This is a genomic window from Mucilaginibacter gotjawali, from assembly GCF_002355435.1.
Taxonomy (GTDB): Bacteria; Bacteroidota; Bacteroidia; order Sphingobacteriales; family Sphingobacteriaceae; genus Mucilaginibacter; species Mucilaginibacter gotjawali.
In genome coordinates this window covers 2,215,237-2,227,311 of sequence record NZ_AP017313.1, presented here as the reverse complement: position 1 = coordinate 2,227,311, position 12,075 = coordinate 2,215,237, and the positions used below count along the sequence as shown (strand labels likewise).

At 41.2% G+C, this 12,075-nt stretch carries 12 protein-coding genes; 7 read left to right on the top strand and 5 right to left on the bottom strand.

The window, feature by feature from the left end:
• The first annotated feature begins 17 nt into the window (after positions 1-17).
• The gene (gene ung / locus MgSA37_RS10135) at positions 18-695 is read left to right on the top strand and encodes a uracil-DNA glycosylase (protein WP_096351664.1); all 678 of its coding nucleotides are present in this window, start codon (positions 18-20) and stop codon (positions 693-695) included.
• A 71-nt stretch (positions 696-766) separates the two neighbouring features.
• Here ung and MgSA37_RS10130 read toward each other — a convergent pair whose 3' ends face one another.
• On the bottom strand, positions 767-1,237 hold the full coding sequence (locus MgSA37_RS10130; RefSeq protein WP_096351663.1) for an Lrp/AsnC family transcriptional regulator: 471 nt from the start codon (positions 1,235-1,237) through the stop codon (positions 767-769).
• Between the two features lie 129 nt (positions 1,238-1,366).
• Here MgSA37_RS10130 and MgSA37_RS10125 point away from each other — a divergent pair, with 129 nt between their 5' ends.
• The 3 genes from MgSA37_RS10125 (at position 1,367) to smpB (ending at position 4,556) form a co-directional block, all read left to right on the top strand.
• Complete coding sequence (locus MgSA37_RS10125) at positions 1,367-2,017, top strand: metal-dependent transcriptional regulator (RefSeq protein ID WP_096351661.1); 651 nt, start codon at positions 1,367-1,369, stop codon at positions 2,015-2,017.
• Positions 2,014-3,927 carry an Nramp family divalent metal transporter gene (locus MgSA37_RS10120; protein WP_096351660.1) on the top strand — a complete coding sequence of 638 codons (1,914 nt, stop codon included), beginning with the start codon at positions 2,014-2,016 and terminating at the stop codon, positions 3,925-3,927. Before MgSA37_RS10125 ends, MgSA37_RS10120 begins: the two co-directional genes overlap by 4 nt.
• Positions 3,928-4,106: 179 nt before the next feature.
• Positions 4,107-4,556 (top strand): SsrA-binding protein SmpB, encoded by a 450-nt coding sequence (gene smpB / locus MgSA37_RS10115; RefSeq protein WP_096351658.1) that lies wholly within the window; start codon positions 4,107-4,109, stop codon positions 4,554-4,556.
• 128 nt (positions 4,557-4,684) lie between these two features.
• Here smpB and MgSA37_RS10110 read toward each other — a convergent pair whose 3' ends face one another.
• The 4 genes from MgSA37_RS10110 to MgSA37_RS10095 all read right to left on the bottom strand — a co-directional run bounded on the left by MgSA37_RS10110 (position 4,685) and on the right by MgSA37_RS10095 (position 8,735).
• Positions 4,685-5,341, bottom strand: coding sequence for a protein-L-isoaspartate(D-aspartate) O-methyltransferase (locus MgSA37_RS10110; RefSeq protein ID WP_096351657.1), 657 nt, complete (start codon positions 5,339-5,341; stop codon positions 4,685-4,687).
• Positions 5,342-5,375: 34 nt separating this feature from the next.
• A complete protein-coding gene (locus MgSA37_RS10105) occupies positions 5,376-5,690 on the bottom strand; it encodes a GxxExxY protein (RefSeq protein ID WP_262497477.1) in 315 nt (104 codons plus the stop codon).
• Positions 5,691-5,857: 167 nt separating this feature from the next.
• On the bottom strand, positions 5,858-8,344 hold the full coding sequence (priA, locus tag MgSA37_RS10100; RefSeq protein ID WP_096351656.1) for a replication restart helicase PriA: 2,487 nt from the start codon (positions 8,342-8,344) through the stop codon (positions 5,858-5,860).
• Positions 8,345-8,348: 4 nt separating this feature from the next.
• Complete coding sequence (locus MgSA37_RS10095; protein ID WP_096351654.1) at positions 8,349-8,735, bottom strand: DUF423 domain-containing protein; 387 nt, start codon at positions 8,733-8,735, stop codon at positions 8,349-8,351.
• Between the two features lie 146 nt (positions 8,736-8,881).
• On the opposite strand from MgSA37_RS10095, the gene MgSA37_RS10090 reads away from it, so the two are divergent.
• The 3 genes from MgSA37_RS10090 to MgSA37_RS10080 all read left to right on the top strand — a co-directional run bounded on the left by MgSA37_RS10090 (position 8,882) and on the right by MgSA37_RS10080 (position 12,030).
• Entirely contained in the window at positions 8,882-10,090 is a 1,209-nt protein-coding gene (locus MgSA37_RS10090; protein WP_096351653.1) for a hypothetical protein, read from the top strand.
• Positions 10,091-10,209: 119 nt separating this feature from the next.
• Positions 10,210-10,470 carry a hypothetical protein gene (locus MgSA37_RS10085; RefSeq protein ID WP_157750522.1) on the top strand — a complete coding sequence of 87 codons (261 nt, stop codon included), beginning with the start codon at positions 10,210-10,212 and terminating at the stop codon, positions 10,468-10,470.
• 123 nt (positions 10,471-10,593) lie between these two features.
• Positions 10,594-12,030: a DUF5723 family protein gene (locus MgSA37_RS10080; RefSeq protein WP_096351649.1), complete on the top strand. Its 1,437-nt coding sequence runs from the start codon at positions 10,594-10,596 to the stop codon at positions 12,028-12,030.
• Positions 12,031-12,075: the final 45 nt, after the last annotated feature.

Genomic DNA, 12,075 nt, shown 5'->3' with positions numbered 1-12,075 from the left:
ACATTTTTAAAATATTTATGGCGATAGAATTAGAGCCCGGCTGGCTGTATGTTTTAAGCGAAGAATTCGGGAAGGATTACATGGTTCAACTGCGGCAGTTCCTGAAAAACGAGAAAGATGCCGGCAATAAAATATACCCTAAAGGAACAGATATTTTTAATGCCTTCCGGAAAACGCCTTTTTCGGAACTAAAGGTTGTCATCCTTGGGCAGGACCCCTACCATGGCGAAAATCAGGCGCACGGCTTATCTTTTTCGGTGCAAAAAGGCATTACCATCCCCCCATCGTTAAGGAACATTTATAAAGAGCTAACCACTGATATACCTGGCTTTGTTACACCCAACCATGGCAACCTTACCGAATGGGCCGAACAGGGCGTATTACTACTAAATGCAAGCCTCACCGTACGAGCAGGCACACCCGGCTCGCACCAGAAAAAAGGATGGGAAGAATTTACCGATCAGGTGATCAAAACCATATCCGATAAAAAAGAAGGAATCATATTTATCCTATGGGGAGCCTTCGCTCAGGCAAAAGCGGACCTCATCGATAAAACCAAACATCACATCATTAAATCGCCGCACCCCTCGCCATTTTCGGCTGATCGCGGTTTTTTTGGTTCGGGGCCATTTTCAAAAACGAATGATATTTTGACAAGTGAAGGAAAAAAACCGATAGACTGGCAGATACATTGAATTTGAAGATTTGAAGATGTGCCAATTTGAAAATTGAACTTCATTTTCAAATCTTCAAATTATCAAATTAGCTAATATTCCAGCGGCACAATCGGCTCTTTCTTACTGGTTGACATGATCATCATCGTTTGGAAAGTTTTTACAACGCTGATGCGGCTGATCTTTTCCATGATGAGTTGTTCATAGGATTTTATATCCCGCACATAAACTTTTAGTAAAAAGTCGCACTGCCCGGTTACATGGTGACATTCAGTAACCTCCTTTATGTTTTTGATCTCGTCAATAAAAGTCTGGATGGTATTTTTTTGATGAAAATCAAGCGAGATCTGGATAAAGGTTTTGATGCCTAAACCAAGTTTCTCTTCGTCAACCAAAGCATGATAGCTTTTAATATATTCCGCGTTCTCCAACTTGCGCACACGTTCCAGTGTTGGTGCGGGCGAAAGCCCGATTTCGTTGGAAAGTTGAAGGTTAGTTATCCTTCCGTTTTCCTGTAATATCTTCAGTATCTGAAGGTCTATTTTATCTAATTCGGCAGCCATGATGCAGGCAAATATATGATTTTACTTAATCTACCAAATAAAATTTCTCAAAAATCTATTTTAGCAAAAATATATTTTTATTAATTATAAAATTTAGACAAGTCTAAATTTATTATTAGATTTGCTTAAATGAATACTCTAGCCGAAGAAAACTATTTAAAGTCCATTTATCACTTGTCGGTGAATGCCAGCAGCGTGAGCACAAACCAGTTAGCTGCCTTGCTAAATACCAAAGCATCATCGGTGACTGATATGCTAAAAAAGCTGGCGGAAAAGGAACTGATCAATTATACGCCCTACCAGGGAGTTTCGCTCACGGCAACCGGCGAAAAGATCGCGGTAAACATTATCCGGAAACACCGGTTATGGGAATATTTTTTGGTGGAAAAACTTGATTTTAAATGGGACCAGGTGCACGAAATGGCCGAAGAGCTGGAACATATTTCATCAAATGAGTTGATCGATCGCCTGGATAAATTTATGGAGTACCCCAAATTTGATCCCCATGGCGACCCGATACCTGACTGTAACGGTTTGTTTAAAATCCACAATTTAAAGCCTGTCTCTTCAATTGGCATAAACGAAGGCGGGGTGATCTGCGGCGTTCGCGATCATTCAAAGGCTTATTTACAATACCTCGAAAAACAATCGCTCACCATCGGAAAAAAAATAACAGTTGCTGAGATCATTGAGTTTGATCATTCAATGGTATTGCATACCGAAGATAATACGATACAAATCAGCCGCGAAGTGGCAAATAATTTACTGATCGCACTATGAAAAATACAAATACCCCTAACAAATCATTAGGTAATGTTCACAGTTCCATCGGTACCGAAAATAAACTGGGCTGGCGCAGGCTGCTGGCTTTTATAGGCCCGGCCTACCTGGTTAGCGTTGGTTATATGGACCCGGGCAACTGGGCAACGGACATAGCCGGCGGCAGCGCCTTTGGCTACAAGTTGATTTGGGTACTATTTACCTCTAACCTGATCGCTCTGTTACTGCAATCATTAAGTGCACGGCTGGGTATTGTGCGCGGGCTTGACCTTGCGCAAGCCTCAAAAAATGCCTATCCCCGGTTCATCAATTTCTGCCTGTATATCCTCGCTCAAATCGCCATCATCGCCTGTGATCTTGCCGAAGTTATTGGTATGGCCATCGGTTTACAATTACTTTTTCATTTGCCGCTTATCTGGGGCGTATCGCTTACCCTTACAGATACGGTGCTCATGCTGTTTTTGATGAATAAAGGCATGCGCAAACTGGAAGTTTTCATCATGTCGATGATCTTCATTATGGGGATGTCGTTTTTAATCGAAATGTTTATCGTTCGGCCCGATGTTTTAGAAGTAGCTAAAGGATTTATCCCAAATAACTTATTTAAAGGCGATGCGATCAGTCAAAACATGCTTTATATAGCCATAGGCATTATTGGCGCAACGGTGATGCCGCATAACCTGTACCTGCATTCTTCACTGGTGCAAACCCGGCAAATTGTGCGAACACATGAAGGCATCAAATCGGCCATAAAATTCAATTTGTTTGATACAGTGATTGCGCTCAACCTTGCGTTTATTGTTAACGCCGCTATCCTGATCCTGGCTGCAGGTGCATTTTTTAGCAATGGGTATTTTAAAGTTGCCGAAATTCAGGATGCCTATAAATTATTAGCTCATATTTTCGGGCCATTGGCTCCAACGCTGTTTGCCATAGCATTAATCGCTTCCGGGCAAAGCTCCACTATCACCGGAACGCTGGCCGGACAGATTATTTTAGAGGGGCATATCAACCTGCGTATTGAGCCGTGGCTGCGCCGTTTATTAACCAGGTTCCTGGCTATTGTCCCGGCTGTTTTAACCATTTTATATTTTGGCGATTCGGGCCTCGGCAGCCTGATCATTTTAAGCCAGGTTGTTTTAAGTTTGCAACTGGGCTTTGCAGTTATCCCTTTGATCCACTTTACCTCAAACCGCAAACGAATGGGTAAATTTGCCATCAGTTTAAAAGTAAAGATCGTGGCCTGGCTAAGCGCTGCTTTAATCGTCGCACTAAATGCGAAGCTTGTTTTTGATCAGCTGCTCGACTGGATTAAACAATACCCGGCGGCCCATTTTTGGATCTACGTTTTAGTGATCCCGCTTATTGCAGCTATCGCGGTGCTGTTGCTTTATGTATTTTTAAGACCACTGTTATTTAAACACCACGACCTGCCTGCACGGGTACCCCACGGACTTGCTTCAACTATTCATGAAATTAAGCCAATTACCTATAAGCACATCGGCGTAAGTATTGATTTTTCCAAAAACGACCGCGACTGTATCAGGCATGCTATAATGCAGGGAGGAAAAGAGGCCAGGTACACCCTGATTCATGTAGTTGAGACAGCAGGCGCCAGGTATTACGGCACCGAAGTAATGGATCACGAAACACAAAGCGATGTAAACAATCTTGAAAAATATGCAGAAGCAATTGTGAAACTGGGGTACAAAGCCAATGCCCATATGGGATTCGGCAGGGCTGCAACGGCCATAGCTCAAATCGTTGCTGAAGAAAAAATTGATTTCCTGGTAATGGGTTCACATGGACATAAGGTATTAAAAGACCTTATTTTTGGCACAACTGTGGATTCGGTTCGCCATAAGGTCCACGTGCCTGTGCTGGTAGTAAAACCGCAACCAAGCCGTTAAATAACAGGCGCGAATTTGACAAACAGATACAAATAAAATTAATTTGTCCCGATTCGTGAAATTCCTGTCAATTATATTCGCGCCCATTTCATTTGTGTCCATTCGTCCTCATTCGTGAAATTCGTGACAATAATTCGTGTTGATTCGTGTCAAAATAAATTCCCGTATATTTGCAGCAAATGGACCAAAACATCTATATAAAAAATAAAAAAGCCTATTTTGAATACCATATACTGGATAAATATATTGCCGGCATAAAATTGCTGGGCACCGAAATTAAATCCATACGCCAGGGCAAAGCCAATATAAACGATGCCTTTTGCACTTTTATTAACGACCAGCTTTATGTGCGCAACCTGCACATTGCCGAATACAGCTTCGGCTCTTTCTACAACCATGAAGCCAAACGCGACCGCGTGCTACTCCTCAATAAAAAAGAATTAAAAAAACTCCAAACCCGTGGCGAAGAAAAAGGCTTAACTATTGTCCCCCTTGCCCTGTTCATCAGCGAGCGTGGTTTTGCCAAACTGGAGATCGGACTGGCTCAGGGTAAAAAGACCTTTGATAAACGCGAAACAATGAAGGAACGCGATACGAAGGTGGAGATGGACAGAGCGATGAAAGGATAATTCGATTTTAGAATTCAGATTTACGAATTTAGATTTTGTTCGCTTTTCAAATTAATGCTTTAGCTACGACCTGACTATTGAAGCGACAGAAATAAATCTAAAATCGTAATTCTAAAATCGTAAATCCTTTACCACGCCTTATCCCCAACTAATGGCACAAACCTGAAGGTATCAAGCACAATTTTCTCGTAATCGGCTTCACTGGTTTTAAGAATGGTAACCATTTTTTGGGACTTTTGATCCCCTACCGGGATTACCAATATTCCACCGATATTCAGTTGTTTTACTAATTCATCAGGTACAGTCGGTGCACCGGCGGTAACGATGATTTTATCGAACGGCGCACGGTTTGCTATGCCTTTTGAGCCATCGCCGCAAAAAAAGCGGGCTTTGTAGCCAATTTCGTGCAACAGTTCTTTGGCTTGCAGGTGTAGTTTTTCTATCCGTTCAATGGTATAAACTTTGGCGCCTAACTCTGCCAAAATACAAGTTTGGTAACCGCTTCCGGTACCTATTTCAAGTACTTTATCGTCTTTATGTATGTGTAGCAATTGGGTTTGATAAGCTACCGTATAGGGTTGCGAAATGGTTTGCCCCTCACCTATCCGGAAAGCAATGTCTTTATAAGCCTGATTCCTGAAAGTTTCTTCAAAAAAGTAGTGGCGGGGCACTTTGCCCATGGCTTCGAGTACTTTTTCGTCCTCGATCCCTTTTTTTCTTAGCTCCTCAACTAATGCCTTGCGAAGGCCTTTATCTCTGTATCCGTCAACGTATTTAATTGCCATTTTTGTCTGAACACGATTTATATGATTGGCAAGATTAAAAAGATTTTCGATCTTTCGGTTTAACCAACTTATTGTTAAAAACCCTTTTAAACTCCAAACTTAAGCCGCCAAAGTTAATCAATAAACCATCGGCGATATTGTAAGCTTCCAAATAATTTATTGCCTGGTTTTTGTGGATATCTTCTATTTTTTCGAGCCCTTTCAATTCAACCATTATACTTTCCTCAACAAAAAAATCAGCCCTCCTGGTTCCTATCAATTCATCATAATAAAAAATTGACATTTCTTTTTCCCTCTCATAATTGATCCCGGCAATCCTAAATTCAATGGCAAGGGCTCTCTGGTAAATAACCTACTGAAACCCATTTCCCAGGTTATTGTGCACCTTCATTGCACAGCCGATTATTTTGTGCTTTAAATCATTGATATTAAAATACTTCATATAAATCTTAAATCTTTACCAACACTACAGTAATCTTTACAATCAATAAAATCCTATAAATCGTGTTCAGACAATTAGTATGGATCTACATCCGGTTGTACAATACTCCCCTTGCTGAGTTTGGTAGTTTGAAACTGGGTGATGACCTCCCGGATAATGACCTTTGCTTTATTGATAGAATCAGCTTCCTTTTCAAATTTCAGCATAATGCTCATGATATAGTAGTTACGGATGCGGCTCACCAGGGGGTATTCGGGGCCTATTACCCTGTCGCCAAAATGTTTACGCAATTCTTTTGCAAGGTAGATAGATTGGTTGCTGACCATTTCGGGATCTTTATGCTTAACATCCAGGCTAATGATGCGGTAAAACGGCGGGTATTTAAAGCTCCTGCGCTCCTCCATCTCGGTAAAGTAGAGGTCGGTATAATCGCTTTCTATTACCTGCCTGATCACCCGGTGCGTGGTATCATACGTTTGGATCACTACTTTACCCTGCTTACCGCGCCTGCCGGCCCGGCCGCTTACCTGGCTCAGCATCTGGTAGCTGCGTTCATTGGCACGGTAGTCCGGAAATTTCAACAGGCTATCGGCATTAATAATACCTATTACCGTAACGTCCGAAAAATCAAGTCCTTTCGCCACCATTTGGGTACCTACCAGGATGTCGATCTTCTTTTCCTCCAGGTTATTGAGTAGCAGTTGCAGCGAATTGCGGGACCGCGTAGTATCCAGATCCATCCGCGCAATGCGTGCTTCCGGTAATATCAGCGCCAGCTCATCTTCTACCTTTTCGGTACCGAAACCTTTATATTCCAGGTGGGTTGATCCACAGGCAGGGCAGATATTTGGTGCATCTTCTTTATATCCGCAATAATGGCAATGCAGTTTGCCACTGCTTTTATGGAAGGTTAAACTTACATCGCAATTGATACATTTGGGTGTATAAGCACAGATCTTGCACATCAGCACAGGGGCATAACCGCGCCTGTTCTGGAACAGGATCACCTGCTCTTTATTTTCCAGCGCTTCCCTGATATCCGCCAGCAATACACTTGTAAAATGCGATTGTATGGTTTTTTGCTTCGTTTCCTCAGCAATGCTTACCACTTCAATTTCGGGCATTTTTACACCGCCATACCGCTCTGTTAATTCGGCAAACCCATATTTATGAAGGCGGGCGTTATAATAACTTTCGAAGGATGGTGTAGCCGAACCAAGCAAAACTTTCCCTTTGTGCATATTCGCCAGGAAAATAGCGGCATCGCGGGCATTATAGCGCGGGGCCGGATCATATTGTTTATAGGATGTTTCGTGCTCTTCATCCACAATGATCAAACCAAGGTCGTGAAACGGCAAAAACACAGATGAACGGGCACCCAGTATCACCTTATAATCACTATTCAATACTTTTTGCCAAACCTCCACACGCTCATTATCATTAAAACGGGAGTGGTAGATGCCTATATTGGCGCCAAAATATTGCCGGAGCCGTTCAATAATATGCGTGGTTAACGCAATTTCGGGCAGCAGATATAAAACCTGCCTGCCGGCGCTCATCATTTCTTCAATCAGCCTGATATAGATCTGCGTTTTACCGGAGGATGTTACGCCATGCAGCAGTACCACATCCTTTTGCTTAAACTCCTTGCCTACCTGGTTCAACACCCCGGTTTGCTGTTCACTTAAGTCGAAACTGTCAAAAATCGATTGATCTTCGTAAAACAAACGGCTAACGTTTTTCTCCTCGGCAATAAACACATCTTTTTCTACCAGGGAATTTATACTGGATGCCCCGGCGCCGCTTTCTTCGGCAAGTTCGTTTTTAGTGATCGCTTTTTGATGGCGTGCCATTTTGATATAGGCCAGCACAGCGTCGGCTTGTTTAGGCGCCCGTTTTTCAAGGATCAGGAACAATTCCTTCAAACTCTCCTGCTGATGATAAACCGGATTTAACGTGATAAATGTGCGTGTGCGGGGTTTGTATTTTTCGCTTATATCCTCAGAAATATGGATGATATTCTTTTCAAAAAGCACTTTTAATATGGGCATTACTGTTTTTTGCCCCAGCAGCTTTACAATATCACTAACCGTAAGTTCAGGCTGTATATCCAGCGCCTCAACAATAAGGTATTCTTTGTCATGCAATGCCGAACGGTCAATTTCAAAGCCTTTATTCAGGATGATCCGGGTTTCGCTGGCAAGTTTTAAGGCAGATGGCAAGGCGGCATTCATCACCTCGCCAATGGTACACATATAATAGTCGGCCATCCATTGCCAAAACTGCAATTGCGCAGCGGTAACTAACGGGCGATCATCCAACAACTCAATCACATACTTGGCCTCATATTTTTCAGGGGCAAGATTCCCTACAGCTGCTATTATTGCTGTATAAAGTTTGCTTTTTCCAAACTGCACCACCACTCTTTTTCCAACAGCCACCGCAGCGTTCATTTCAAAAGGGACCCGGTAGGTATAGTTTTTAGCAATTGCCAATGGCAATATCACCTCAACAAAAAATGTTTCCCTATCGGCACGGCTTGGTTCAGCAAATTCTAACATCAAATTATTTAATTTTTAAAGCGGCAATACCAAGACACACCCACCCTGCTATAAAAAGGACGCCGCCAATTGGTGTTATGGGGCCAAGGATGGGTAACCACGACCATTCGATCAAGTCTTTACAGGAAAGCAAATATAAAGAGCCGGAAAACAATACAATACCTATAGTAAAAAGGATATAGCAATGGCCGACAAGCCTTATTTTAAAACGGGTTAACGTGGATAAAAAGATCAGCGCGAAAGTGTGATAAAACTGGTACTGCACAGCCGTGTGCCACACTTCCATGTTTTTCGCTGATAGTTTTCCTTCTAACCCGTGTGCGCCAAATGCGCCTGCAATAACCGCAAGCATTCCAAATATAGCGGCTGTAATAATTATTCTTCTCTTCATGTTTACAATAAATGGCTAAGTTAATGATTTTAGCAATTTATGGTTTTGCTTGTAAAGATTTGTTATTATTCTGTTTCCGTATTTAATATTGACAAGTAACCTGATGAACCACTCAAATTTAAGCTACCTTTGTATAGCAGGAAGTAATGAGAAAACACCTAATTATTACCCTTATTTTGTTGTTAGCTACCGCTTATATAACGGTTGTTTACTTTAAGAATTTGAATCCGCCCGGATCAAATACCAGCCGGGTAATGCACGAAATCCCCGGTAATGCATCGGTCATCTTTGAGTTCAATAACGATTCAAGCTTTTATGATATCTTTAAAGGCAATCCATTATTTGCGGCGGTTACCGGCAGGCAGATACTTGGCCAATTAGATACCTTAAGACAACAATTGCTTCAAAATAAACTACTGAGTAAATATTTCTCGGGGCAAAATGTTTTTATTTCTGTTCATCCAACACAAACAAAAAACATCGCATTGCTGGTTACCTTGCCGGCGTCCGCTGATTTCGACCCGGCGATTTTTGATCAGTTAGCAAAACAACCGGGCAACGGTATACTGGTTACCCCGCTGCAGGCAGGCGCAAAACATGGCTGCACATTGTATATTAATGCGTTAAAAAAAAGATTTTACCTGGTAAAAAATGAATTTAATATCTATTCCGGCAGTTTTTCAAAAGACCTGGTAAATGAAGTAGCTTTGATAAAAAAAACAGATAGTGCTCCATCATTTGCATTACTCTCCGAACAGCAAAACGCCAACTCTCTGGCCAGCATATATGTAAACTACAGCGAGCTTGACCCATTATTTGATTGCATTTTCAGGAATAAAAACACGGATATTTTTAAAAGTTTCCGTTTGCTCTCCGGGCATTCAGCATTAAGTTTAAACTACAAAACGGATGCTTTAATGTTTAATGGTGAAACAACAGTACAGGTAAACGAGACCATCAGTTACTTAAACCTCTTTGCCAACCAACAGCCTGTCAACAACCAATTAAAGGATATTTTCCCTTCAACAACTGCTTACAGCACCAGTCTGGCGGTGTCAAATCAGGTTTCATTCAGCAAAAGCCTTTCGGATTGGTATACAAAAGCGGGCTATAAGAAAGAAGAAGGGCAACTCTTTAACAAAATACAAGCCGAAACTGGTACCGACTTAAAAAAACGGTTTTATGCCCTGCTGGGAAACGAATTTGCTATTATTACCACACGTTATTTCGAAAAATTGGCGATTATCTCGCTTAAGGACGGAAGCAAAATGAATACGCTTTTAATGAATGTGAGTAAAATGACGGACGAAAACTCGGGCCAGTTGAGTTACGACAAATTACCTTTTTTTTATTAGGAGATGCTTTTAGTGTTTTCAGGCATCCTTATTATTTAATTATTGATAATTATTTAATATTAGCTAATAGTACCAACGAATTGAAAAGCTATAATGACACTTATTTAAACAGAAAATTTTTGAGCAAAAACCCGCAGTACGGCCAGTTTGATAACCTGCTTGCGGAACAAAGCAATGTTACTTTTATGCTCATCTTTAAAAATGCCGAACAAATTTTTAAAAGAGATATGAAACCCGATGTTTTCGACTCATTTCAAAACCAGGAACCAGGGTGGAAGAACTTTTATGGCATTTCATGGCAATTAAGCGCCGCTAAGAAAAATTACTATACAAACTTTTGTTTAAAACTAAACAGAGACACTGTTTTAGTTAAAAATTAATCAATACATACAACTATCGCCCTTATTTTTCGTTAAACACTAAAATATTATTATATTTTCAGATAATCAATTTGTAATTTTTATCTTTAAAACGAATACAAAAGCTCAGGCGCAAAGCTATTTATGAAGAAATTTTTACTTGTTCTATTCTTTTTATTGTTCTCGTTTAGAATTTTCGCACAACAGTTTTCGCTGTACAACACCGGTACACTATACGATTCATTCGAAAACCCTTCCCAAAGGGCCTTTATTCCGGATACCAGTAAAATGTATGCATCAAATTTCCTGATCCCTAATTTCAATACAAATATTTTTTTAAGCGGCGATGCCCAGGCAACTTTAAAAAACAGGGCATTTTTAAATAAATATGATAACTCAGCCTTACAGATAGGAAAAGGCAGGTATAATATGGTTAATGAAAATATAAACGCTTACCTGATTATGGTAAAAATGTTTTCGAGCCTGAGCGGTGATGTAGAAATGGGGTTCTCCTGGCAAATGAAATCGGAAGGTAAAGGCGCAATTACCGACGAATCAATTGCGGCATTAAACGGAACACAAAGCTTCAACAGCGGTCAAAACTATACCAATATATTTAACAGCAACTATTACTATCAAACTTATCACCAGATCAGTTTTACCTATCGCGAAAAAATCAATAAACAAGTTGCTTTTGGTGTTAAAATAAGCGGCTTACTGGGTATTAGCTATCAGAAACTGAATATTTCCGGTTCACAGGCTATGTTCGACAAAACGGGGGATTCAGCGGTTGTTGCCCTTCGCGGAAAGTACTATTCAGGTTATATCCCCGGCCATTTTATTGCCCGGGATTATTTACCAAATTTGCGGAGCCCCGGCGCCGCAATAAGCATGGGTGCCACCTATCGCACAGAAGACAGCTTTGTTTTACAGGGAAACATTAAAGATCTGGGGTTTATCCATTGGAGCAGCCGGTCCAGCTATTATAACTTTAACGGCAGTTCATCCATCTATGGCTTGACAACGCCGCAACGCGAAGACAGCATTTATAATAAAGTTAGTAAGATCGTCCATACCAACCAGGTTACAGGATCATTTACTACCCCGATTGACGGACGAGCGGAATTTAGTGTTTCAAAAAGCTTCTGGATAGATGACAACCATATGTTCAAATATTCTCCAACCGCTGTAGTATCAAAGGAGCTGTTCTACCCCGGTTTTATAGGTGCCTTGGTTAATCCATTTAAGTACGAAAAATACTCTTTAACACTTACTACAACTTACGACGACCTTAAAATCTTCAATTTGGGCGCCCAGTTTATGATGCAAACCCCCAATTGGGAGTTTTTTATCGGAAGCGATAAACTAATGCAAAGCATCGCATTAGCGGGAGATCAGCTCAACAAAAATTCGGCAAATATCAATCAAAACGGAACTTATACGGGTGCAAATTTCTTCCTGGGCTTCTCGTTAAAGCTGGGTCCGGTTATCGAACATCCGATGAATGCCAGCAGCATTCCAATGGGCGAAAAAGGTTTTTTGGGCAGGCTTTGGAGCCGTTGGTTTAAAACGAAAGATTAATTTCGGACTTCGCCTGCCGCAGGCAGGGAATTTCGATTTCGGATT

Bases quoted from the DNA above. Each gene is read 5' to 3' on its own strand.
- ung (WP_096351664.1), top strand. From the start codon at position 18: ATGGCGATAGAATTAGAGCCCGGCTGGCTGTATGTTTTAAGCGAAGAA.
- MgSA37_RS10130 (WP_096351663.1), bottom strand. From the start codon at position 1,237: ATGGCTGCCGAATTAGATAAAATAGACCTTCAGATACTGAAGATATTA.
- MgSA37_RS10125 (WP_096351661.1), top strand. From the start codon at position 1,367: ATGAATACTCTAGCCGAAGAAAACTATTTAAAGTCCATTTATCACTTG.
- MgSA37_RS10120 (WP_096351660.1), top strand. From the start codon at position 2,014: ATGAAAAATACAAATACCCCTAACAAATCATTAGGTAATGTTCACAGT.
- smpB (WP_096351658.1), top strand. From the start codon at position 4,107: ATGGACCAAAACATCTATATAAAAAATAAAAAAGCCTATTTTGAATAC.
- MgSA37_RS10110 (WP_096351657.1), bottom strand. From the start codon at position 5,341: ATGGCAATTAAATACGTTGACGGATACAGAGATAAAGGCCTTCGCAAG.
- priA (WP_096351656.1), bottom strand. From the start codon at position 8,344: ATGTTAGAATTTGCTGAACCAAGCCGTGCCGATAGGGAAACATTTTTT.
- MgSA37_RS10095 (WP_096351654.1), bottom strand. From the start codon at position 8,735: ATGAAGAGAAGAATAATTATTACAGCCGCTATATTTGGAATGCTTGCG.
- MgSA37_RS10090 (WP_096351653.1), top strand. From the start codon at position 8,882: ATGAGAAAACACCTAATTATTACCCTTATTTTGTTGTTAGCTACCGCT.
- MgSA37_RS10080 (WP_096351649.1), top strand. From the start codon at position 10,594: ATGAAGAAATTTTTACTTGTTCTATTCTTTTTATTGTTCTCGTTTAGA.